Source organism: Lactobacillus sp. XV13L (assembly GCF_059900875.1).
This window is the reverse complement of sequence record NZ_JBWXGD010000004.1, coordinates 1-23,133: the sequence shown is the minus strand read 5'-3', so window position 1 is coordinate 23,133 and position 23,133 is coordinate 1. Positions and strand designations below refer to the sequence as shown.

Sequence of the window (23,133 nt, the reverse complement as noted above, 5' to 3'; positions counted from 1 at the left end):
CCAGTACTATATAATGATAATAGTAGATTGCAAAGGAGAACAAAATGAAACCTATTCCTTTTAAAGCAGTCGCCATTGACATGGACGGCACGTTTGAAAATGACGACAAAAAATTTGACCACCAGCGTTTTGAGCACGTCTTAACCGCACTGCGCAGGCAGCACGTTCACTTCATCGTTTCTAGCGGGCGGCCCTTATCCCGGCTACGTCAGGACTTTTATGACTTTTTGGACCGCATCGACATCGTTGCTGACAACGGCTCCATTTTGACCAAGGACAACAAGATTATTGTGCGCCACGTCTTCACCTACAAGACCGGCATCAAGCTGATCAGCTTTATTCAGAACAATTACCCTGAAACCAGGATTGCTGCAAGCGGACTCGACCGCTCCTACGTCAGCAAGCGGGCTCCGGCACAGTTCAAGAACACCATGCACTTCTTCTACCCCGATATGGTTGAGATCGCCAACCTTGTTGACATTCCGACCAGCGATAGCCTCACGAAGCTGACGCTCAACTGCTCAGCTGACCTCGCCAAGGAAATCGAGCGCAAATTTAACCAGAACAACGGCGAAAGCATTCACTGCACAACCAGCGGCTTCGACAATATCGACGTCATGCCCGCCGGGGTCAACAAGGGCCAGGGCATCAAGTATTTCTTGCGCTACTTTGACGTTAAGCCGAAAGAGCTGATTGCCTTTGGCGACGGCATGAACGACCAGGAAATGATTGAGCTGGCCGGCTATAGCTACGCGATGAAAAACGGTGATGACCGGTTAAAAAAGATTGCCAGGTACGAAGCACCCAGCAACAATGACATGGGAGTATTGACGGTGCTGGAGCGCTATCTGGCTTAGAACAGCCATGAACAAAACAAATTGCAGGGGGACATTTATGAGTTATATTGAAGTACGGCATAATTTTAAGCGCTACCGCACGGGCGAGACCGAGGTTCTGGCCAACAATGACGTTAATTTTACGATTGAAAAAGGTGAATTAGCCATTATTCTCGGCGCTTCGGGGGCGGGAAAGTCGACTATTTTGAATATTCTGGGGGGCATGGACACCAACACTTCCGGCGATGTCATCATTGATGGCAAAAATATTGCCAAATACGACAAGCGCCAGCTGACGCGTTTCCGCCGTTATGATATCGGGTTTGTGTTCCAGTTTTACAATTTAATCCAAAATCTGACGGCAAAAGAGAACGTGGAATTGGCAGCGGAAATTGTTTCCGATGCCCTTGATCCCGAACAGACACTGATTGACGTCGGGCTGAAAAACCGCATCAATAATTTTCCCGCCGAACTATCGGGCGGTGAGCAGCAGCGGGTCGCAATTGCGCGCGCAGTTGCCAAAAATCCCAAGATCCTGCTCTGCGACGAGCCCACCGGCGCCCTCGACTACCAAACGGGCAAAAGCGTTTTGCAGACCATTGTAAACCGCAGCCGCAATAATGGTACGACCGTGGTCATTGTTACCCATAACGGCGCACTTGCCCCCATCGCCGACCGCGTAATTCATTTTCATGACGGTCAGGTAACGAAGATCGAGCACAATGACCACCCCGAAGACATCACCAGCATTAAGTGGTAAAGAAGGTCGGACAAATGAATAAGATAATTTGGAAAGACTTTTGGCAATCAATCAGGCACACTAAGGGGCAGTTCTTATCCATCCTTGGTTTGATGATGATTGGCGCGTTTGCCCTGGTCGGTTTAATGGTTACCGGACCAGATATGCGCGCCACGGGCAACCACTATGCTGAGCGGCTGAACACGGCTGACCTGACTGTCATTGGCAATTATGGCTTTGACAAGCAGGACGTTAAGCTGATCAGGCAGGCCAAGGGGCTGCAGAAGGTCGAGTTCGGCTATATGACCGACACGGTTTTCAAAAACAGCCATGAAAGCGTGCGGATCTTTTCAAAACCGAAGACTATCGGGAAGTATGAACTCAGACGGGGACGCTTGCCCCAGCGCGAAAATGAAATTGCCCTGGCTGATCATTACCATAAGCGGTATCAACTGGGCCAGCACCTTAGTTTTACCGAAAAGAAAAACGTGCTTGGCTCCACCCTGCTCAAGCGCAAGAAGTTTAGGGTGGTCGGTTTTGTCCGCTCCAGTCAGATACTGTCCAGCGTCAACTTAGGCCAAAGCAATAGCGGTACCGGTGAGCTCAAGGGCTATGCGGTCGTCGCATCCCGTGCGTTCAACCAGACGGTCTATACCGCAGCCAATTTGACCTACCGCAACTTACGCGGACTCGATTCTTATGGGTCAACGTATACCGCAAGGGTCAGCAGCCACAAAAAAGACCTGCAGGATTTGCTGAAGAAAAACGCCCGGCACCGTCAGGAGCGGATCAACCAGGCGGTCAACCGGAAATTGCACCCGCAAGAAGAAAAGCTGAGACAGGCCAAACGGAGACTGCAGCGTGGTAAGCAGGACCTGACAAAAGCCGCACGTCAACTGGCAAATAAGCAGGAAGAGCTTGCCCAAAAAGCGCAGGCTGCAGGCACGTCTCCTGAACTTAACGCTCAGCTGCAGCAGGCCCAAGCAGAACTTGCGCGCCAGGAAAAGATTTTGCAGGGTAAAAAAGAGCTTTTAGGGCAAAAAGCGGTTAAAACCGAGGCCAAAATCAGTGCCGGCGAGCGCAAGATTGCCCGGATTAAAAAGCAGGTTCAAAAAATGCCCCGCCCTTCTTACAGCGTCTATAACCGGCGCGAAGTACCCGGCGGCGAAGGCAACCTGGTTTATACCACGGTCGCGCAAGTGGTTGAAGACCTTGCCAAGGTCTTTCCCATCTTCTTGTACTTTGTTGCCGCTTTGGTTACCTTTACCACCATGAACCGCTTTATCGATGAAGAGCGGATCAATTCCGGAACGCTCAAGGCACTCGGATATGATGACTTTGTTGTTATCAACAAGTTTATTTTCTACGGTTTTCTGTCGGGCACCATCGGCACTATTATCGGCATCTTCCTGGGGCATACCTTAATGCCGCAGATTGTCTACCACGCCTATTACCAGTCCTTGACCATCCCGCCGATTGAAGAACACTTCCAGTGGCAGATTAGCCTGGCAGCCCTGGTCTTGTCTTGGGTCAGCTCCGTTCTGCCGGCCTACCTCACTGCCAAGAGCGAATTCAGGGAAAAGCCCGCGGCCCTGCTTCTGCCCAAGCCTCCAGCAGCGGGTTCAAAAATCATGCTCGAAAAAATCCCCTTTATTTGGAATCACCTGAGCTTTACCCACAAGGTTACTGCCCGCAACCTTTTCCGCTACAAGAAACGAATGCTGATGACGATCTTCGGTGTTTGCGGCGCCGCGACCCTGCTCTTTGCAGGCTTTGCCGTTAAGAACTCCATTAGCACGATGAACAACCGGCAATTTTCCGACTTGATCCACTACAACCTAATTGTTGCCCAAAAGACGCCAATTTCGGCTAAACAAAAAAAGGCGCTTGCCACTAACTTGCACCGGGATGATGTCAAGCAGACAATGCCCGTTTACTATGAATCGATGACCAAGACGGTGGGCAAAACCGGCGATACCCAAGACATTACCCTGATCGTCCCTAGTTCAAGCAAGCAGCTTGATCACTATGTTCACCTGAACGACCGCAGGACTAAGCGTGCAATTGCCCTGCACAATGACGGTGTCGTGATCTCAGAGCGGCTGGCCACGCTGTTAAACGTCCAAGCAGGCGGACAGATTACTTTGACTGACCAAAACAACCACAGGCGTTCAATGAAAGTTGCCGGCATCACCGAAATGTACATGGGACACTTCGCCTTCATGACTAGCAACCAGTACCAGCGTGTCTTTCACCGCAAATACAGGACGAACGCCCACCTGGTCAACCTAGCAGACGGCAGCGCCCAGAATACCAAGAAGGCAGCTGCGCAATACATGAAGCTGAGCGGGGTTGCGGGCGTGGTTCAAAACACGGCAATCAGCCAGGAACTTGACGTGGTTGTCCAGTCGCTCAACTTGATTATGGTTGTCTTGATTGTTGTTGCGGGCCTGCTCGCCATCGTTATTCTCTACAATCTCACCAACATCAACATTGCGGAGCGGATTCGTGAACTTTCAACAATTAAGGTGCTCGGTTTTTATGATGGGGAGGTCACAATGTATATCTACCGCGAGACAATCTTATTAACCGGACTCGGAATTCTGGTTGGTTACCTGACCGGTGATCTGCTCTACCGCTATATCCTGTACGTTGTGCCGCCGGACAACGTCATGTTCAATCCGGCCTTGTCAGCGTCCAGCTTCCTGTGGCCGCTTGGCGTAATCGGGCTCATCACCATCGTGCTCGGTTTCATCGTCAATAAGAAGCTGCGCGACTTGGACATGCTGGAGGCACTCAAGTCCGTTGATTAAAATAGCCGCTGGACAATTTCCAGCCCACGTTAAAAGGCTGCCTTGAAGAATCAATCTCCAAGGCAGCCTTTTTGATTTGCCCTGACGCCTAAAGTTGAGCTTTTGCTATTTAAGAACTTACCTTAGTGTGGCCGTGAATGCGCACAGGCCATCGTAAACGCCGTGGGCAACGTCAGAACCCTGCGGGCTTGCCAGGAAAACGGCGAACAATACGAGGACCAGACCCAGACTCAAAAGCATGCGCCTACTCTTGTTTTCATACCCCACAACCAGCAGCACGAGACCAACCAACAAACTTAAAATCATGATAACAAACCCCATGGCGTCATTTCCTCCCGCTAACGTAAATACAAGGTTAACTTATTTACCACCTAGTCTAACCTGTAGACCATTGACTAAAACTAAAGATAGCGCTTTTTTAAGCAAATTTAAACAAGTGCCTAAGAGGATTGAGACAGCAACTGGGCTTTACGGATTAAGACCTCATGCACTAAGGTTCCCCGCTTACCTATTACGGGCATTGAGACCGTGCTGAAAGCCGCTGATGAAGTCAGCAACCGAGCTTGCCAGGTCTTTCCCCAGCCCGGTAATCACGAAGAGTGCCCCAATTGCCACAATCAGACCGCCCCAGATGAGCAGGCTGTTAGTCTTAGGGGCAAAGCGCGCTTTAAAACCAAGCACCAGGCAAACCACGCCACTGATAAAAAGTACAACCATCAATGCCAAAAACAAAGTCTTCACTTCTTCCTATAATTCAAGGTCAAGTTATTCTATCCAATTAGTTTAGCCATCTTTTCAGTGCGCGTCAATCGGCTACTTTTTATTGGCAGAAGCGCCCTGGGCACGCGCCTTAATCTCCGCAACCAGCGGCCCCTTGGCGTCCGCGTAGTCCTGGACCGTGCGCCAGGATTTTGCGGCCAGCTGCTTTTTTAATTCCTGGTATTTTACCCGGTCTGGTTCATTTGCGCGCAGCCAGTCGCGAAAGAGAACCAGGTCGCAGGCCTCGCGGCTTGCGGGACCATAAACGTGGATATGCAGCTGCCGCTGACTGCCAATAAACATCCGGTGCTCTTCCTCGTCGGGCTCGCGAATCCGCAGGACGTAGCCCGCCGCCTCAAGCTGGGACACGTACGCCCGCTCGTCTGCGGGCTGCGGGACAACCAGCAGGATATCAATGATTGGCTTTGCACTGAGGCCGGGAATCGCGGTCGACCCCACGTGTTCAATTTTTAGCGCCGTTTTTCCCAGTGCCTGCTCAATCTTCGCCCGCTCTTTTTGAAAAAGCTGCGGCCACCGCGGATCATATCCAGCCAGCTTGATCGGCTGGTTTTGGCTTACAGGGCCAAGCGTCACTTTTTGCAAGTGCTCAAATGAAGTCATAATTTTTCCCTTCTCAAAATGTTCAGTAATTTACTTAAATAAATATTAACATAATAATAAAAATATGATATATTACTTTCATAGATTTAATGTCCAACGTTAACCAGATCTTCAAATTAACCTGTAATAATTTCAGCCACACCTTCCTTTTTAGTGGCACCACTTACACTTAATTTTGGAGAATTAATTTGGAAAATATTTTAGAAGTAAAACACATTAAAAAGACCTATCACAGTAAGGATACGGAATTTCACGCCCTCGATGATATCTCTTTTAGTATTAAGCAGGGGCAGATTGTCTCCCTGCTCGGCCCCAACGGTGCCGGCAAAACGACGATTGTTTCAATTATTGGCGGCTACCTCTTGCCCGACACGGGTCATGTTCTGCTCAACGGACAAGACATCGTGGGTAGCGCCAAGCACCCGCAAATGGGCGTTTCTTTTGGCGGCGACCTTGGCTTCTACCAGCGGGCAACGGCCAGGCAGAACCTGGCCTTCTTCGCTGACCTGGCCCGTGTCCCCTACCGCAAGCAGAAGGCCGAGATCGATCGCGTGCTTGATGTTGTTAGTTTGAGCAACGTCGCCGACAAACGAGTCGGCCAGTTTTCCAAGGGCATGAAGCAGCGGCTGCACATTGCACGCGCCCTGCTCGGCAAGCCCAAGCTGCTTTTACTGGATGAACCAACCAGTGGGCTTGACGTTGAGATTGCCAAGAGCATTCGCGATACCATTAAAAACCTCTCAGACCTCGGCATCAGTATTTTGCTGACCAGCCACACAATGTCCGAAGTCGAGGTCCTGGCCGACAACATCATCCTGATCGGTGCCGGTCGGGTCTATTCGTCCGGTACGGTCAAGGATATTGTCCAGAAGTCGCAAGTGACTCACATTGACCGCCCAGCCACGCTGGAGGAGTCGTACCTGGCGCTCGCCCCAGAATTGCGGAGGAAATAACCATGACCTTTCTCCGTCTCTTCTGGTTTCACTTTAAAGAATACCTCTCCGATCAGTATTTTGTCGTGCTAACGCTATCCAGCACGCTGTCCATCTTCTTGGTGCAGTACACGCTGGCCTACGCCAATCACAGTCTATCGAACCCCAGCATCTGGATTCAGAGCGCCATCTTTGGCATGTGGTCTTCGTGTACCACCGCGGCTGGCTGCATTGGCTTTGAGCGCTTAAAGGGCACCCTGCCCTACTTGATCAACAACGCCTACGACGAACGCCTATCGCTGATTGCGCTCCTATTGCCCGCCTCCACCTACGGCCTGGCCGCCTTTCCCCTGGCTTGGCTGCTGGCCAAGATTCTGGGGGGCGCCACCGGCCCCATTAGCGCTCAGTTCGTGCTGATAACCGTCCTGCTCTGGCTGGCCATGGCGACGATGGGGATCTTCATTGCGTCATTCTTCACGCTGACGCCGAACGCGATTACCTACGAGGCACTGATCGGAACGCCGATTGTCCTGCTCTCGGGACTGTTTGGCAATCCCAGCCTTTTAAGACCGCTGATTGCCGTTGCGCAGTGGCTTATTCCGATGACGACTCCGATTACCTACCTAACGGGAAGCAACCCAACGTTTCACTGGCCGGCCTACCTGTGCAGCTTATTGCTCTGGTTTTTATTAATTACCTTAATGGTCAAAAAAATCAACCAGCTGGCACGCAAGAAGGGAGAATTAAACTTAATCTGATGCTTAAAACACAATTTTCTTCACTATCGTTCTTATCCAACTGGCGTACGATCCTGGTCTACTTTTTCATTACGCCCGTGGTCGACATGGCACTGCTCGTTTTGATCGATGCCCAGTACACCGGCCGCTTCGACTGGTACGTGGTCCTCGCGTCAATCGCTATTGACGCTGCCCGTCTCTCCTTGAGCACAATGACGCAGTCGCTAATCAACGACGCTGCGCTCGGCGTTGACTACGAGCTGATCGCCAAGCGGCCCTTCAGCCCCCGCTACTGGCTCGACAAGGTCTTCGTCGCACTCCTGGCCGGACTGACCTTGGCAGCAACCAACCTGTTTCTGGCCCTGCTCTTCGGTGCACCCATTGCAATTATCGGGCGCGTGATCATCGTCCTGCCCCTGTTGTGCCTGTTCGGTCTCGTCCTGGGCTTCACCTCCTGGGCGGTTAGCTGGGAGATGAACGACCCCTACTTCCTGTCGAACATCGTCGAGGCGGTGATGAGCCTCGCAGCCGGCGTCCTGGTCGTTATCACGGCCTACCCGAGCTGGCTGGAAAAGATTGCGCTGCTCTTCCCGTTTTACGGTCCCATCAACCTGATCAAGTTCGGCCACGCCGACTTGACCAGCGGCGTTTTCGTTACCGCAGTCTGGCTGATCGTCGGGATCGCCGCTTACGTTCTGCAGATCAAGCACGTCCTGCAGACCAGGCAGCACAAGTACAACTAACTACAATTGATAAAACCGCATTTAATTTATCAAAAATGAGCTCACACAGTAGGACGTCCAAAATCGAGATCAGATTTGTCGTCAGCTTTTGCCTACTCATGTTAATAATTATTGCTAACCACTATAAGGATAAGCAGCAACTAAATTTTAGGCCACTCAAAAATTTGGCACGGGTTTAGGCAAAACAAAAAGGCAGTCGCAGTGCGGCTGTCTTTTCTTGTTGGTAACCTTTAGTTAATCTTCGCCTTGCCGAGCAGCACTGAGCTGGTTACGACCGACAGCGAACTGAAGGCCATGGCTAGGCCCGCAATCTCGGGACTTAGTATCAGACCAATGCCGGCAAAGAGGCCGGCAGCTACCGGAATGCCGAGGACATTATAGATGAACGCCCAGAACAGGTTCAGCTTTATCCGCTTGAAGGTCTTTTGACTCAGGTCCAGTGCCCGCACCACGTCTTCCAGGTTGTTTTTGATGAGGACAATACCCCCGGCATCGATGGCAACGTCGGTGCCCGAGCCCATTGCAATCCCGACGTCGGCCTGGGTCAGGGCGGGCGCATCGTTGATGCCGTCACCGACAAAGGCAACATGCTTGTCCTTCTGCAAATCCTTGATCGCGTTGGCCTTGTCAATCGGCAAGACTTCCGCAATCACCCGGTCGATGCCGACCTGCGCGGCAATTGACTGGGCAACCTGCTTGTTGTCGCCCGTCAGCATCACGGTTTCCAGTCCGCGGCGCTTAAGATCGGCCAGGGCCTTGCGTGCATCCGCTTTGGGCGCATCTTGAATGGCAATTGCGCCCGCAACCGATTGTCCAACCGTTACAAGCACAACGGTCTTGGCTTCTTTTTGCAAGGCTGCAACTTTCGCCTGCAGTTCAGAATCAGCATCATCCGCTAAATTCTGCTTAGGCTTGCCGATAAAGACCTCTTTGCCGTTAATCTTGCCCTGAATGCCCTGGCCTTCAACCGCCTTAAAGTCGGCCGCTGGCAGATTCTTAACCCCTGCCCTTTTGGCAGCAGCCAGAATGGCGGGCGCTAGCGGGTGTTCAGACAGGCTTTCCAGGCTGGCAGCCAATTGCAGAACTTGCTGCTTTTCGCCGACTACATCCGTTACCTGCGGCTTGCCTGCAGTGATTGTACCCGTTTTGTCAAAAACAATGGTATCAAGATTATTTGCGGCCTCGAGAATTTCACCGTTCTTGATCAAGATGCCCTTCTTGGCACCGAGGCCCGTCCCGACCATCAGTGCGGTCGGCGTGGCCAGGCCTAGTGCACACGGACACGCGATCACCATCACAGAAACCGCAAAAATCAGAGCGCCGGGCAGGCTCTTGCCCAGGACAATATACCACACCAGAAATGTAATAATCGCAATAATCAGGACGGTCGGCACGAAGATATCAGCAACCTTATCGGTCAGCTTCTGAATCGGGGCGTGGCTGCTCTGGGCCTTTTTGACAATCGCAATAATTTGGGAAAGCATCGTGTCGCTGCCCACCTTTTCGGCTTCAAAGACGATTGAACCCGACTGGTTGATGGTTGCGCCAATCACCTGATCGCCGGCCCGCTTCGTTGCCGGCAGGCTTTCGCCCGTGACCATCGATTCGTCGATAGCGGTAGTACCAGAGACAATCTTGCCGTCGACCGGGATTTTCTGACCGGGCCTAACTTGAATCAGATCGCCCGCGACCACCTGGTCAATTGGCACTTCGAAAAAATCGTTGCCCCGCTTGACCAGTGCATTCTTCGCGCCCAGGTTGAGCAATTTGCTCATGGCGCTCGAGGCGTTGCTGCGCATTTTTTCTTCTAATACTTGTCCCAAAAGCACGAAGGTAATGACAAAGGCCGCACTCTCAAAGAAGACCGGCTTGCCCGCAAACATTGCGTAAATGCTATATAGGTAAGCCGTCAAGGTGCCCAGGGCCACCAGGGTGTCCATGTTGGAATGGTGCTTTAAAAATGCGGACCACGAGCTGGTCAAGAAGGGACCGGCCGACGTTAGCATGATGATCGTGGTTAAAACAAACATTGTCCGTGCACCACCGGGCAGTATCCAGCCCGTAAACGGGTGAACGACCATCTCGACCAGCATCGGCAGAGATAACAGTAGTGATATCCAAAAACGCGTAGCAGTTTTCATTCTAGTCTTGTCCCCGTTCTCCCTCTGCCCAACTACTTAACAATAACCTTGCCGTGGAACATGTTCATGCCACAGGCCCAGTCGTACTCACCCGGCTTGCTGGTATCAATCTTGATTTGCTCCGTTTGGTTCAGCGGCAGCTTTTCATTGACGCCCAGGTCAGAAAAAATGACGTGGTCAAGACAGGTGGAAGAATCGACCCGCTTGAAGTTCAGCGTGGCCGGAACGCCCTTCTTTAAGACAACCTTTTCGGGCAGGTAGCCGCCCTTGACCTTGATGTCAATGGATTGGCCGCTGGACTTTACATCCGCACGCGCCGCCTGCACCTCGTGCTTAGTAAAGAACCACCAAGCAATAAAGGCAATAGCAACTACTCCAGCCAGCAAAACAATAATTTTAGTCATAACCGCAAGCTCCTTTTTAAACAAGTTCAGTCTACGTCTACATCTGTAAACTAAAGTCAGTATACCGTCTTTGTTTACTTTTGTAAACATTAAAGCTCAAAAAAAGCTGCTAAATCTGCGTACTAGACGCAAATTCAGCAGCTATGCTTTTTAAAGGTCGACCACCAATTATTTGAAATTAGTCACATAATCATCTATTTGCTCGAGGTAAGCCCGTTTGGCGTTTGCACTGATCCAGGAAGTGGCAAAAGAGTTGCGCGCGATTTGCGTCAGTTCTTTTTCACCCCAGCCACACTTCAAGGCGAACTGATAGTAAACATCATTAATGTAGGTATTTCCCTTATAAGCTGGGTCATCCGAATTAAGGCTGACCAGTGCGCCCCGGTCGAACAGCTGGGTGATTGCATCCTGCTCCATGTCCTTGCGGGTGTAGTAGTAGGCAATGGGACAGGCCGTGATGCCGATTTTTTGGTCAACCAAGTAATCCAGCAGATCATTATTATCAATGATATTCATGCCGTGGTCCAGGCGGTCAACGTCGATCACCTCAAGCGCCTGCTTGATATGCTCCACCGAATCAACCTGCTGGGGATCGCAGTGCATCGTCAGGTAGTAGCCCTGACTTCTGGCTTCTGCAAAAACCTGCATGAACTTGAGCGGGGGGTTGTGATGCTCGGCCGAATCCAAACCGACGCCCAAGATCCAGCCCTTTTCATGATAAGGCTGAGCCGCAAGCAGCGTCTTTCGGGCTGCTTCCTGGGAAAACTCACGCAAGAAGCACATAATCAGCTGCGTATCAACGCCGAGGGCGCGGGCGTCCACAATTGCGGCGTGAATGCCCGCAATTACCGTTTCAAAGGCCACCCCGCGGCTGGTGTGGGCCTGGGGATCAAAAAACAATTCCACGTGCTTGACGTTGCTTTGGGCCATTTTTTGCAAAAAAGTCCAGGTCAACTCGTAGAAGTCGCGCTCGGTCCGCAGAACCCTCATCCCCTTGTAATAGGCCTTCAAAAATTCCGTCAGGCCAAACCCGTAGCTGTGGTCAACATCCGCCGGCGAATTGGCACCAATGTCGATGTTATTTCTCTGCGCGCAGGCAAATTCCAATTCTGCTTCGAGCGTGCCCTCAACGTGCACGTGCAATTCGGCCTTGGGCAGGCCGGCGATAAATTGATGTAGGGACTTTTCTGTCATCACGTACTCCTTCACTTAATTCAGGTTTCCTCAGATCGCAAATGCTAAGTGGCACCAGAAAACCGCTTTACTATCCTTTTGGATAAACACGAACATTATGCATTGATTGCTTAACCAGTGCGCCGCTTTAGTGCTTAAATAAATAATAGCAAGTTTTATTAATCTTTACAATATTTTATTTTAAATCAAAAATAGTTCGTGTATTTTAGTTGCCGCTGCCACAGCTTTTTTATCCCCTCCAGAAAAATATGATATATTTCACCCTTGACCACCGGCCCAATCACTAGTAAAGTGGAATAAATTTATCGTCAGATGTTTTAGCAAGGAGAGTGCATTAGATGGCAAGTTGGACAACGAAGTTTTCTAAAGAAGGATTGACCTTCGATGACGTTTTGTTAATTCCCGCTGAGAGTCACGTTTTACCCAATGAGGTTGACCTGCAGACGGAGTTGGCGCCAAACCTCAAACTGAATATTCCGCTGATCAGTGCGGGCATGGACACGGTCACCGAAAGTTCGATGGCAATCGCCATGGCCCTGCAGGGGGGCCTCGGCGTGATTCACAAGAACATGTCGATTAGCGCGCAGGCCGGCGAAGTGGCCAACGTTAAGAGCGTTGTCGTGCCCACAAATATTGCCCGGGCGGCAGTCGATGACCAGAACCGCCTGTTAGTCGCAGCCGCTGTGGGCGTCACGAGCGATACCTTCGAGCGTGCGGAAGCCCTTCTTGAAAAGGGTGCCGACGCAATCGTCATCGACACGGCTCACGGCCACTCTGCGGGCGTCCTGCGCAAGATCAAGGAGATCCGCGCACACTTCCCCCACGTCACGCTAATCGCTGGCAATATTGCCACGGGCGACGCGGCCCGCGCCCTCTTTGACAGCGGCGTTGACGTGGTCAAGGTCGGCATCGGTCCCGGGTCAATCTGCACGACACGGGTGGTGGCCGGCGTGGGCGTGCCCCAGATCACAGCCATCTATGATGCCGCCACGGCTGCCCGTGAATACCACAAGCCCATCATCGCCGACGGCGGGATGAAGTACTCAGGCGACATCGTCAAGGCCCTCGGCGCCGGTGGCAACGCCGTGATGCTCGGCAGCATGCTCTCGGGTACGACCGAAGCGCCGGGTGAAATCTTCGAAAGTGCCGGTCAAAAGTACAAGACGTACCGCGGCATGGGCTCGGTGGGCGCAATGGCGCAGGCCCACGGTTCATCAGACCGCTACTTCCAGGGCGGCGTGAACGAGGCCAACAAGCTGGTACCGGAGGGTGTCGAGGCCCGGGTTGAGTACAAGGGCGATGTTTCCGATATCATTTTCCAGATTATCGGCGGCCTGCGCTCCGGCATGGGCTACGTCGGTGCAGCCACAATCGCCGAATTAATCGAAAAAGCGCAATTCGTCCGGATCACGAATGCGGGTCTGCGCGAATCCCACCCGCACGACGTTCAGATCACCAAAAAGGCACCGAACTACGAGAGATAATAATTTAATGCACAGCAAAAACGCCAGTTCCGCTAACCAAAGCGGCAACTGGCGTTTTTTATCAATCTACTTTTCGGCTAAGGCCTCGTTAAGCTTCTGCAGGTTGGCCATTAATTCGTTTTTGATCGTTTGACCCAAGATGCGGGCCGTCATTTCTTCCGAATTAACAAAATACGTAGTAATCTCTTGTTCAAGCTCCTTAGCCCTATCCGTCAGCAATATCTTCTTCAAGCGCGAGTCGCGCGCATCAACCTTCCTGACAATCAGCCCATTTTGTTCCATCAAGCGCAGGATGTTGGTTGCGGTTGACTTCCTGATGTTAAACTCGCGCTCGATGTCCTTTTGATAGATTGAACCCTTGGATGCAAACGAGTTGAAATATTCGATTATCAGCATCTGCGTCCCCGTCAAGCCGAGACTCCTTGCGTACCGGTCGACGTTGCGGTTGAACGTATTTTGCACCCGCTGCAGAACCAACCCTAACCTGTCCATTCACTAGTCCTTCTTTGCTACTGGCTTTGTTGCCCTATAGAGCAAGTATACACCAATAATCACCAAAATCAGCAAAAAAATCAATCCGCTCCGGGCACCATCAATTAGTTTGCCGGCGGCAGTAGCCCTTGTACTAATCTGCTGCGTGAACTGCATAATTGCGGACACAATTGCGGTTCCCACGGCTCCGGCAAACTGCTGGGCCATGTTGAACAGGCCATTGCCATCCGTATTTTCGCTTGGGTCGAGTTCGTTAATGGAAGCGGTCATCGTATCGCCCATGATGAGGCCAATCCCCAGCATCGTAATGATGTAGAATAAAATAATTTTCCCTGAAGTCAAGGATGAGGCAAAGCTGCAGAACAGGAAGCCTCCGCTTATTTCCAAGACCGCCCCCGTCATGATTGGCTTGCGTGCACCGTAATTATCGAGCAGCCGGCCCCCAATTGGTGATGCAATCGCACCGATTAGTCCCCCGGCAAGAAGCAGCAGACCCGCCGTCATTGCGGTCGACTTGTTAATAATCTGCACGTAGTTTGGCAAAATGAAGGACAAGCCAAGCGTGTTAATCTGGAACAAGAAGTAGGCGCACAGGCCCAAGGTAAATTTGCTAATCTTAAGCACACGGATATTAATCAGTGGGTTTTCTACTTTCAGCGAATGCTTGATGAAGAACACCAGCGCAAGCACACCAACAGCCAAGGGCATACAGAAAGCTAATGGCTTTTGCAGGACGGCGGCCAGATTGCTGAAAGCCAGAATCAGCCCAATGAAGGCAATAGCAATGCAGATAAAGCCTGTTGCATCCAATTTCATACGCTGCTTTTGGTCAGCATCTTTGGTAATTGAAACCAGCCCCATGATAAGCGAAACGATCATGACCGGAAGCATAAAAATAAAAATGTAGCGCCAGCCCAGCAGGTTGACGATCAGACCGCCAAACGTCGGTCCCAATGCGGGTGCCACCGCCGTAATCATCGTCCCAATGCCCATGAGCAAGCCAATTTTATCCAACGGCGTCCGTTCCAAGATAATATTGAACATCAGTGGAATCGCAATTCCGGCACCCGCACCCTGCACAATACGACCAATTACCAGGACCACAAATGACTTGGCCACAGCATCAATCATCAGCCCTAAGATGAAGAAGCCGGCCGCCGTAATGAATAGCTGGCGTGAGTTGAAATTCTTCTTGAGGTAGGCCGAAAGTGGCATCACGATTGATGCAATCAAGAGGTAGCCCGTGGTCATCCACTGTACCGCCGTCATGTTAACGCCGAATTCCTTCATCAACACGGGGAAAGTAATGTTGCCCGCAGTTTCAATCAAAACACCCGAAAAGGACATTAATCCGGCTGCAAAGATTGAGCATATCAGCTTTGCATCTATTTTTCTTTCCATTTTGAACCTCCAATTAGTTAGTAAGCTAACCAATTAAACATATTAAACCAATTGGTTTGAAAATGCAAAAAATATTGGCATATAAGCTTAATTTACTTAAGATCCTACATAAAAAGCATAAAAAAGCCCTCCTATCAAACTATAGATAAAAAGTGAAGCGCAACTAAAAAGTTAGATATTTTATCATTAAGCAGGACCCAATGCACAATTCCGATATTTGCTTGGAGTCGCGTATTTTAGTTTGTTTGATCGTCTGATGTGGTTGAACCAGTACACGTAATCGCGCAGTACTACTCGCATTTCTGCTAGTGAATTAATCTTAATGCGGTTGTGTTTCTCCCGATGCATTATCGTGACAGTTGCCCTTGCGCGACATGCTCTGTCTAATCTTCATCTGCCTTAATTTAGATTGATAGCCGCAATGGCAGTATTGCAAGCCTTGGTCCGAGTGCAAAATAGGTTGAGCGTCTCAGGCAGCTTGTGCTTGAGCTCTGCCAGCATGTCATAATCCAGTTTCATCGATGACCGGCGAAATATAAACTTTTTTGCCTGAAGTCAGCTTGAATTCAGGAGGATAAGTTGGCCAGGCCTGTTTAACCTTCAAAGCGATTAAGCCGTATTCGCAGGCTCGTTCTGCCCAGGCCTTGATTCAAGTATAATCAACGCCATATTCCCGGTCTAGACTAGCTAAAGTTTCTTGGTTAGATATTAGATAAGTATTTACTGCAAATTTCAATTTTGTAATCACTTGAATATTTAGTCATGAAAAAAGTGCTCCTAATAGTCAGATTAATGTCTAACTATTATGGAGCACTTCAAAGCGCTTAATTATTCTTTTTGGTCTGCTTCAAGTACAGCACCCAGGTCAGCGCCGTCAACACGCCAATCGCCAGGCCCACCCAGAGAAGCGGCGAAGTGGTTAAAACGGTACCGTGTCCGAGCTCTTCTTGCAGGTAGCGGACGTAGTTGTGCGCATAAAACTGCAGGGCGCCAAACGTGCCGATAGATCCCAGAATAAGAAAGGCCGCAGCCAGGTACTTGCCAAACAGGCCCAAGAGGGCAGCTAGGACAAAGACGACTAGTGCACCGAAACAGAAGTAGTGAAAAATATCAATGCTCTTCTTGATCTTGGCGGAATTTTGCTTCAGGGTGTCATTCATCTTCTCCAGCATCCCGGTGGCAACTGCCTTTTGAACCGCATTTTTTTCCGGTAATTTCAAGTTCTTAGCCGTTACCTCGCCGTTTTCCTGGTAGCTAGTGCTAAGGTCGTACAGACTGGCATAGGACGCATCATAGTGGTACTCCGCCGGCAGCTGGTCAACCAATTTGCTGACCAGACCCAGGCTCTGGGCCAGTTCCAGCGAAGCCTTCAGGCGCACATCCCCGCTCTTGGCAATATTCTCCTTGAGCGTTGTCCGGGCCATCTTGTGCACGTTGGGCTGGCTAATGGTTACCGGACTCTTCAGCAGCAAAAAGCCGGACAACAAGACCAGCGCAACAAAAATAAGCCGCAATAAAAAACTAGCAAACTTCTTCATCAATAATCCCCCCAATAACTATTACTTACACTCGTGTTGTTTTGCTAGCAAGCAGTTGCAGTCAACCATTGCCGGTGCATCCGCCTTCTTTTGGTCAAGCTCAGCTTCAATCGTCGTGATATCGCCCTTTGATAGGGGCATCTCCTTCAAGATTTCAATCATCACTTGGCCCTTGTGCATGTCACACATGTGGCCCATCATTTCACTGGTGACCTGAATCATCATCTGCACTTGATTGACAGTAGCCGTGTAAACAAAACGACGCCCATCCTTGCGTGTTTTTAGCAGGCCCTTCTTAACTAAGCGCCCCATCAGGGTCTTGATGGTCGATTCGGACCACCCCATCTTGGCCTGGAGCTGGTCGATCACGTCCCCCGCATGGATTTCGCCCAGCGTCCAGACAATGCGCATTACTTCCCATTCGGCGTCAGAAATATTCTGGTCCTTAACTTTATTGGTCATAATATTCAACTCATTTCCTCAGAGCACAAATTTCTTCAGTGCCTTGGCAATGCCGTCGTGATCATTGTCATCAGTCACATAGTCTGCGCTCTCTTTAATCATGCCGATGGCGTTGCCCATCGCAACTTTTTTAAAATCAGGATTGGCAAACATGGAGACGTCGTTGCCCTGGTCGCCAAAAACCATCACCTGGTTCTGTGCAATCCCGAGCCGGTCGGCTAGCTGCACGAGTGCATTGCCCTTGGAGGCGTCCATGATGTTTATTTCAATAATTTCAGGAAAACTGCGCACAATATCATACTTGGCAAAGGCCCATTCTGGAATATTGTTCCAAAACTTGTCCACTTCCTGCAGATCACGCATCACGCTGAAACCTACCTTGTTGAATGAAAAGTCCTGCGGAATCTCCTCGAACTTGCGGGCCTTAATCATGCTGTTGTTTACCGCAGCATTCACGCAAAGATTGGTTGCCAGGTCACGGTCACAGGTCCAAAAGCATTCGGGCGTCTCAAAGTGCAGGTTCACGTGTGCAAGCCGCTGTAGCCGCCTCATACTGGTAAAATCACGGTAACCCATTTCCTGGTTCATCAGGACATTGCCCGCAACGTTCTGAATCACGGCACCATTAAAAACAATATTATATTGTTTCGCGCCCGTTAAACCCAGTTGTTCATTAAACGGCATCACGCCCGACAATGGACGCCCGGTGGCTAAGACTACCTGAATGCCCTGGCTGCTGGCCTGCTTTAATAATTTTTCTGTTTCCGGCAGAATTTGGTTTGAACTGGTGAGCAAGGTTCCGTCCAGGTCAACTGCGATTAATTTGATTGCCAAAATATTTCCCCCCTAGTTTGCTACCTCACTTCTTTATTATACAAAAAGTCGTAATAAGATACGACTTTTTCACTAATTATTTTATTATAGGCAGCATAACGGTGAATTAATGCACAAGCAAACTGCTCTGCCCCAGCCTGCCTGAGGTCTCCTGCTAAAAAATCATTCAACCGTCACGCTCTTGGCCAGGTTGCGGGGCTTATCAACATCAAGGCCCTTGTTTTTAGATGCAAAATAAGCAAATAACTGGGCCACAACAACGCTAATTAGCGGCGTGAGGTAATAATCAATCTGGGGAAGGACGATATCGTCACCCTCCCAGGCCAAGTCCTTGCGTGCAATTGTAATCACGCTGGCACCACGGGCAGCCACCTCCTGGATGTTGCCGCGCAATAGGTCACTGGTTGTGGGATCATTGATTAGCGCGATAACGGGCGTGCCCTTTTCAATCAGGGAAATGGTGCCGTGCTTAAGTTCGGCTGCGGCAAAGCCCTCGGTCTGAATATAAGAAACTTCCTTTAGTTTAAGCGAGGCCTCAAGTGCCAGCGGATAGTCAAGTCCGCGGCCAATGTAAAAGGCGTTGCGCGAAGGAACCAAATATTTTTGTGTCAGTTGCGCAATTGTGTCCTGATTTGAAATCACCTGTTCAATTCCTTCGGCCGCCAGTGCCAGATTTTCCCGCAGCTTAAAGTCGCTTGCTGCTTTTCTGCCCGCTTTTTCACCCAGTGCCTTGGCCAAAATCGCTTCAAGTGCAACCTGCGCCGTGTAGGCCTTGGTTGAGGCCACCGCTATCTCCGGTCCGGCCTCAAGCGCCAGTGCATAGTCGGCCTCGCGGGCCAGCGTAGACCCGGGCACATTGGTCAGGGTCAGGCTCGGAACGCCACGCTTGATTGCCTCTTGCAAAACCACGCGGGAATCGGCGGTTTCTCCCGACTGTGACAGAAAAATAAAGAAGGGGTGGGCCGACATCATCGGAAAGTGGTAGCCGGCTTCTGACGCAAAACCCACCTCGGTTGGAATACCACTCAAGTGCTCAAACAGCACCTTGCCAACCAAGCCGGCGTGATAGCTGGTTCCGGCCGCAAAAATGTAGAGCCGGTCGGCTTGCACCAGTGCATCAATAATCTTCTGGTCAACTTGCGGCTCGCCGTTGTCATCCAAATAAAATTGGTCCAAGTGCCGCAGCACCGTTGGCTGTTCACAGATTTCTTTGAGCATGTAGAATTCATACGTCCCCTTAGACACGGCACTCGGGTCAACGTCGACCTTATGCGCCTTGCGGTCAATTTTTTCGCCGCTAAGCGTTTCAAGTTTAAAGTCATTTTTGGTGATATCGCCAACCTCACCGTCCTTGAGGTCCACGAAAAGCTTGGTCTGATCCAGAACAGAGAGTGCGTCCGAGGCGACAACGTTGAAGCCGTCGCCGATTCCAAGCATTAGCGGCGACTTATTCTTGGCCACGTAGATGTGCGCGGGCGCCGTGTTATCGACCAGCAGGAGTGCATACGACCCCCTGATCAGGGTCAGGGCCTTCTTTAAGGCGGCAAACGCATCAACATTTTCTTCCCGGGCAATCTTGCTGATTAGCTGAACGATTACTTCCGTATCGGTATCGGACTTAAAATGCGCGCCCTGCAGGTACTCATTTTTTACTTCCTGGTAGTTTTCAATCACGCCGTTGTGAACGAGGTAGAAGCGGTTCGTCTCGTCAAACTGCGGGTGCGCGTTGTTCTCAGTGGGCTTGCCGTGAGTGGCCCAGCGGGTATGCCCGATACCCACCATTCCCTGCTCGTCGGGCGTCATCTTGGCGCGCAGGTTCTGGATGCGACCCGCGGTCTTAGTCAAATATTCTTTGCCTTGCAGGTCATTCAGATAAATACCGGCAGAATCATACCCGCGGTATTCAAGGTTAGACAGGCCGCTGAGGACAATCTCCCGGGCAGATTTACCAACAATTCCAACAATTCCACACATATTTTTCTCCTTTGGTATAGCTAAATTAAATTTAACTGGGCTAAATTATTTTTACAATCATACAGGAAATAATATGCTATTAATAATAATTGGTCAAGTTAAATTGTCAAAATTGGTATATACGAATAAAAGGAATGCCTGATGCTAACCCAAGCAGCGGGGCAAAAGTTTTTTAAAAAAGCGGCTCGAATGAATTGGCCTCATTTTGAATCGACCAGCAATTGTTATGAACAAAAAGACTGGCTTCTTTGTGAAATGAGCCCCGAAAGTTGTCTAACTTTCGGGACTCATTTCAATTGCATATCTTTTTGCAAATAATTTATTTAAATAATTCACTATGCGTACCTATTCCAGTTAAAAAAACTGTTTCTTGTGTGGGCACGTAAACTAATAAATGATTACCACTGTGACCATCAAAATGAAGCTCCAGAACAATTACCGTTGCTTTGGCATCATTTAGCTGCTTTTGACTTGCTTTTTTATGCTGTTTAAACCTTCTAAAGCATGCGGGTGAAAATAATCGGGTATTTTATGATTTTCAATTAAACATTGAATAATGAATTCCCAAGGGCTTCGTTCTTGATTATCGAGTTCCTGGGGAAGTGTCCCATTAAATACTGAATGCCATTTCGGATCCTGTCTTCGCTTTTTTAGTTGTTTTTTAAATCCTTTAGTGTATTTGATTGTTTTCTTCATTTATCTTGTAGCTCCGGCTACTCATCCGAGTTGAGCATTTCTTCTAATTCCTCAAAACTATGAGCCTCCGGCAGCTTTTCTTTTCCAGACAAATCATCAGCCACTTCCTGTAAAGAGACGCTTAATTCTTGGTTAGGTAAAGAATAATATTTAGGTAAACCATTGTTAGCCACTGTAGTTATCGTCATTCGAACAAATTCTGAAATGGTCAAACCATGATTAGCAAGGATTTCTTTTGCTTTATTTTTAGTTGCTGAATCGATTCTAGCTTCAATTCTATCCATATTTTTCACCTATCCTTACTGTTATTGTACGCCGGTTGCCACACAAAATACATTATATAATGTTCTTCTTGGTGGGATAGGTATGAGCGTAATATCCTTGATTTAACAAGATATGGCCTGATGCATTTTTTTAAACGCAATCTCAATATCATCTGTATCTGTTGCATGCAGCATTTGGCTGAAATTGCCTTGAAACACACATTTTTTGTTGCCAACGAATACAATGTGTGCCTGCAATGATTTTAATTTAGTCAATTGATGCAAGGTCATAATAACTTTTTTCTTTTTTTCGACGACCAGAGACACAATTAATTCTAAAAGCAAATTTTCAATATAGCTATCAATTCCGCTAAGGGGTTCATCGAACAGATATAATTCCCGCTCCATTATGGAAGTGCAATAAACCATAACAGCCTGGTATTCGCCACCTGATAACAGCCTTAGTTTGGTATTCAGCAATTCTTTTATTATCTCATTATAAAAGCGCATTTGCGCATCAGTGCTTGCAACAGCATGATCATTCATTGATTTAAAAAAACTTATTGCTTGTTTTACCGTCAATTCAGCAAAGAAAGTCATATTTTGAAATTTATAAATAATATTAGGCATAGCAGGGAAATCAGTCATAGCTGAATCAGAGCTGGCCTTAGTAAAGCCATAAATAATATTAAGCAAGGTCGTCTTACCAGCACCATTGCTTCCAATAATTACATTTAACTGATCGTCAGCAAATTTTGCGTTAAAATCAGCAAAGATTTCCTTGTTTTTATAAGAAAAGTCCAAATGCTTAATTTCCATATTGTCTCCTTAAAACTATTTTGCAAAAATTGTCGAAATGTTTTGTTTTGCAATAAAAATCACTCCCAGCAAGACATAAAATACAATAACAATCAACAGGTTAATAAGAGTAGTCCAATCTACTTTATAAAACAGGAATTGCATTATTACTTCATACCCCGTCATTAGGTATTTAATCGGTGTACACAGCAATAATAAATTCAACAATTTATTTTTCGTTTCAACAGTTACTAACATGAATGATCCAAAAACAATTAATGTATTAACAATACTGTAAGTCTGTAACTTTAACTTTACCGTCAGCAAAAAATACAAACCCATAGTTAAAGGCAAAACTAATACAAGTGCTGCTATTGTTGTGGTCAACAGCAAATAACCTAGATAAGAAAAAGACTTGAAAAATAGTGTAACAATTAAATTGAAAAGGACCAATTCTACTATTAAAAACGTCCATTGAGACAAAAATTGACTGATTAATACCAAATACTTGGAATTAGATACCATGTAAATGATTTTATAATAGCCATAATCACGATACTCAATCATTGCCATAATCACTGAATTTAGAATGGTTGTTAAAGCAATGTAGGCAAAGTAATATGCACTTCCGCTAATTAGCTGATTCTTGCCGACAGTATAGTTATTAGTCAAGACTGGAGCATTAGACATAGCAAAATAGATGACCGGAAATATAATGTTAAACATTAATGCAACCTTGTTGCTAAAAGAGTTAATAAGGAAAATCTTGTATAGTGAATAAAACTTTTCTTTCATATGAAAATCTCCGTGAATATTGCCTAACATTTTTGAAATAGTTTAAACTTATCGCCTAAAACAGGAAACCACGAATTCCATTTATCTTTAGCTCTAGTATCACAAAGATTCATTAATGCGCCCGCAGCACCCGTAACATTCATAGAACAAGCCCAGTGTGCCCGGTACCACAAGATTCCCTAAATTATCTTTAACTATGTACATGTTAAGACTTCGCAATAATCTATTTAAATTATTAGGGGCGCTTTATGGACCTTCTATCAATAGCTATAACTTATTAGGTATGGTGTACTCAAATTCTAACTAAGAATCAAAACGCAGGTGATTTTCATTTCAATTAGATTCTCAGTTTCGCAACGTCAACCAGTTTGCTAATAGTTATCACTGCCCTATAATCATATAAGAATTATATGTTGTTTTTATATATAAATCAAACAAATTTCATATTTTTATTATTTTTAATAATAACTATTAGAT

At 48.3% G+C, this 23,133-nt stretch carries 24 protein-coding genes and 1 pseudogene; 7 read left to right on the top strand and 18 right to left on the bottom strand.

Translation table 11 applies throughout. From position 1 onward, the window contains the following. The first annotated feature begins 44 nt into the window (after positions 1 to 44). From AC2JF6_RS03500 to AC2JF6_RS03490, 3 genes are read left to right on the top strand one after another with little or no spacing between them, the layout of a single operon-like run. Positions 45 to 857: a Cof-type HAD-IIB family hydrolase gene (locus AC2JF6_RS03500; RefSeq protein WP_500729388.1), complete on the top strand. Its 813-nt coding sequence runs from the start codon at positions 45 to 47 to the stop codon at positions 855 to 857. Positions 858 to 894: 37 nt separating this feature from the next. Next, complete coding sequence (locus AC2JF6_RS03495) at positions 895 to 1,596, top strand: ABC transporter ATP-binding protein (protein ID WP_500729387.1); 702 nt, start codon at positions 895 to 897, stop codon at positions 1,594 to 1,596. A gap of 14 nt (positions 1,597 to 1,610) precedes the next feature. Then, positions 1,611 to 4,388 (top strand): FtsX-like permease family protein, encoded by a 2,778-nt coding sequence (locus AC2JF6_RS03490; protein ID WP_500729386.1) that lies wholly within the window; start codon positions 1,611 to 1,613, stop codon positions 4,386 to 4,388. A gap of 117 nt (positions 4,389 to 4,505) precedes the next feature. Here AC2JF6_RS03490 and AC2JF6_RS03485 read toward each other — a convergent pair whose 3' ends face one another. From AC2JF6_RS03485 to AC2JF6_RS03475, 3 genes are all read right to left on the bottom strand, one after another. Next, on the bottom strand, positions 4,506 to 4,694 hold the full coding sequence (locus tag AC2JF6_RS03485; RefSeq protein ID WP_500729385.1) for a hypothetical protein: 189 nt from the start codon (positions 4,692 to 4,694) through the stop codon (positions 4,506 to 4,508). Positions 4,695 to 4,892: 198 nt separating this feature from the next. Then, on the bottom strand, positions 4,893 to 5,129 hold the full coding sequence (locus tag AC2JF6_RS03480; RefSeq protein ID WP_500729384.1) for a hypothetical protein: 237 nt from the start codon (positions 5,127 to 5,129) through the stop codon (positions 4,893 to 4,895). Positions 5,130 to 5,201: 72 nt separating this feature from the next. Next, positions 5,202 to 5,768, bottom strand: coding sequence for a GrpB family protein (locus tag AC2JF6_RS03475; RefSeq protein WP_500729383.1), 567 nt, complete (start codon positions 5,766 to 5,768; stop codon positions 5,202 to 5,204). A gap of 188 nt (positions 5,769 to 5,956) precedes the next feature. On the opposite strand from AC2JF6_RS03475, the gene AC2JF6_RS03470 reads away from it, so the two are divergent. The 3 genes from AC2JF6_RS03470 to AC2JF6_RS03460 are packed head-to-tail and all read left to right on the top strand — an operon-like array spanning position 5,957 to position 8,180. Then, positions 5,957 to 6,721, top strand: coding sequence for an ABC transporter ATP-binding protein (locus tag AC2JF6_RS03470; RefSeq protein ID WP_500729382.1), 765 nt, complete (start codon positions 5,957 to 5,959; stop codon positions 6,719 to 6,721). Positions 6,722 to 6,723: 2 nt separating this feature from the next. Then, entirely contained in the window at positions 6,724 to 7,458 is a 735-nt protein-coding gene (locus tag AC2JF6_RS03465) for an ABC transporter permease (RefSeq protein WP_500729380.1), read from the top strand. Further along, positions 7,458 to 8,180 carry an antibiotic transporter permease gene (locus tag AC2JF6_RS03460; protein WP_500729379.1) on the top strand — a complete coding sequence of 241 codons (723 nt, stop codon included), beginning with the start codon at positions 7,458 to 7,460 and terminating at the stop codon, positions 8,178 to 8,180. Before AC2JF6_RS03465 ends, AC2JF6_RS03460 begins: the two co-directional genes overlap by 1 nt. A gap of 230 nt (positions 8,181 to 8,410) precedes the next feature. Here AC2JF6_RS03460 and AC2JF6_RS03455 read toward each other — a convergent pair whose 3' ends face one another. From AC2JF6_RS03455 to add, 3 genes are all read right to left on the bottom strand, one after another. Further along, positions 8,411 to 10,321, bottom strand: coding sequence for a copper-translocating P-type ATPase (locus tag AC2JF6_RS03455; RefSeq protein WP_500729378.1), 1,911 nt, complete (start codon positions 10,319 to 10,321; stop codon positions 8,411 to 8,413). Between the two features lie 32 nt (positions 10,322 to 10,353). Next, positions 10,354 to 10,725, bottom strand: coding sequence for a cupredoxin domain-containing protein (locus AC2JF6_RS03450; RefSeq protein ID WP_500729376.1), 372 nt, complete (start codon positions 10,723 to 10,725; stop codon positions 10,354 to 10,356). 168 nt (positions 10,726 to 10,893) lie between these two features. Beyond that, positions 10,894 to 11,919, bottom strand: coding sequence for an adenosine deaminase (gene add, locus AC2JF6_RS03445; RefSeq protein WP_500729375.1), 1,026 nt, complete (start codon positions 11,917 to 11,919; stop codon positions 10,894 to 10,896). A 338-nt stretch (positions 11,920 to 12,257) separates the two neighbouring features. Between add and guaB the strand changes: the two genes are divergently transcribed. Further along, positions 12,258 to 13,403 (top strand): IMP dehydrogenase, encoded by a 1,146-nt coding sequence (gene guaB / locus AC2JF6_RS03440; RefSeq protein ID WP_500729374.1) that lies wholly within the window; start codon positions 12,258 to 12,260, stop codon positions 13,401 to 13,403. A gap of 66 nt (positions 13,404 to 13,469) precedes the next feature. Here the strand turns inward: guaB and AC2JF6_RS03435 are convergent, their stop codons facing one another. The 12 genes and pseudogenes from AC2JF6_RS03435 to AC2JF6_RS03380 form a co-directional block, all read right to left on the bottom strand. Continuing rightward, positions 13,470 to 13,895, bottom strand: a complete 426-nt coding sequence (locus tag AC2JF6_RS03435) for a MarR family winged helix-turn-helix transcriptional regulator (protein WP_500729373.1) — start codon at positions 13,893 to 13,895, stop codon at positions 13,470 to 13,472. 3 nt (positions 13,896 to 13,898) lie between these two features. Further along, complete coding sequence (locus tag AC2JF6_RS03430) at positions 13,899 to 15,296, bottom strand: DHA2 family efflux MFS transporter permease subunit (RefSeq protein ID WP_500729372.1); 1,398 nt, start codon at positions 15,294 to 15,296, stop codon at positions 13,899 to 13,901. Positions 15,297 to 15,482: 186 nt separating this feature from the next. Then, positions 15,483 to 15,747 (bottom strand): annotated as a pseudogene (locus AC2JF6_RS03425) (IS3 family transposase); the annotation flags it as partial. A 373-nt stretch (positions 15,748 to 16,120) separates the two neighbouring features. After that, positions 16,121 to 16,834 carry a hypothetical protein gene (locus AC2JF6_RS03420; protein WP_500729371.1) on the bottom strand — a complete coding sequence of 238 codons (714 nt, stop codon included), beginning with the start codon at positions 16,832 to 16,834 and terminating at the stop codon, positions 16,121 to 16,123. 21 nt (positions 16,835 to 16,855) lie between these two features. Continuing rightward, positions 16,856 to 17,296, bottom strand: coding sequence for a CopY/TcrY family copper transport repressor (locus tag AC2JF6_RS03415; protein ID WP_500729370.1), 441 nt, complete (start codon positions 17,294 to 17,296; stop codon positions 16,856 to 16,858). 18 nt (positions 17,297 to 17,314) lie between these two features. Next, positions 17,315 to 18,130 carry a Cof-type HAD-IIB family hydrolase gene (locus AC2JF6_RS03410; protein ID WP_500729369.1) on the bottom strand — a complete coding sequence of 272 codons (816 nt, stop codon included), beginning with the start codon at positions 18,128 to 18,130 and terminating at the stop codon, positions 17,315 to 17,317. A 20-nt stretch (positions 18,131 to 18,150) separates the two neighbouring features. Next, entirely contained in the window at positions 18,151 to 18,300 is a 150-nt protein-coding gene (locus AC2JF6_RS03405) for a hypothetical protein (protein WP_500729368.1), read from the bottom strand. After that, positions 18,293 to 20,104 carry a glutamine--fructose-6-phosphate transaminase (isomerizing) gene (glmS, locus tag AC2JF6_RS03400; protein ID WP_500729367.1) on the bottom strand — a complete coding sequence of 604 codons (1,812 nt, stop codon included), beginning with the start codon at positions 20,102 to 20,104 and terminating at the stop codon, positions 18,293 to 18,295. Before glmS ends, AC2JF6_RS03405 begins: the two co-directional genes overlap by 8 nt. Before the next feature lie 456 nt (positions 20,105 to 20,560). Then, complete coding sequence (locus tag AC2JF6_RS03395) at positions 20,561 to 20,800, bottom strand: type II toxin-antitoxin system RelE/ParE family toxin (RefSeq protein ID WP_500729366.1); 240 nt, start codon at positions 20,798 to 20,800, stop codon at positions 20,561 to 20,563. 17 nt (positions 20,801 to 20,817) lie between these two features. Next, positions 20,818 to 21,084 carry a type II toxin-antitoxin system RelB/DinJ family antitoxin gene (locus AC2JF6_RS03390; RefSeq protein ID WP_500729365.1) on the bottom strand — a complete coding sequence of 89 codons (267 nt, stop codon included), beginning with the start codon at positions 21,082 to 21,084 and terminating at the stop codon, positions 20,818 to 20,820. A 102-nt stretch (positions 21,085 to 21,186) separates the two neighbouring features. Further along, on the bottom strand, positions 21,187 to 21,882 hold the full coding sequence (locus AC2JF6_RS03385) for an ATP-binding cassette domain-containing protein (protein WP_500729364.1): 696 nt from the start codon (positions 21,880 to 21,882) through the stop codon (positions 21,187 to 21,189). A gap of 15 nt (positions 21,883 to 21,897) precedes the next feature. Further along, positions 21,898 to 22,656 (bottom strand): hypothetical protein, encoded by a 759-nt coding sequence (locus tag AC2JF6_RS03380; protein ID WP_500729363.1) that lies wholly within the window; start codon positions 22,654 to 22,656, stop codon positions 21,898 to 21,900. Positions 22,657 to 23,133: the final 477 nt, after the last annotated feature.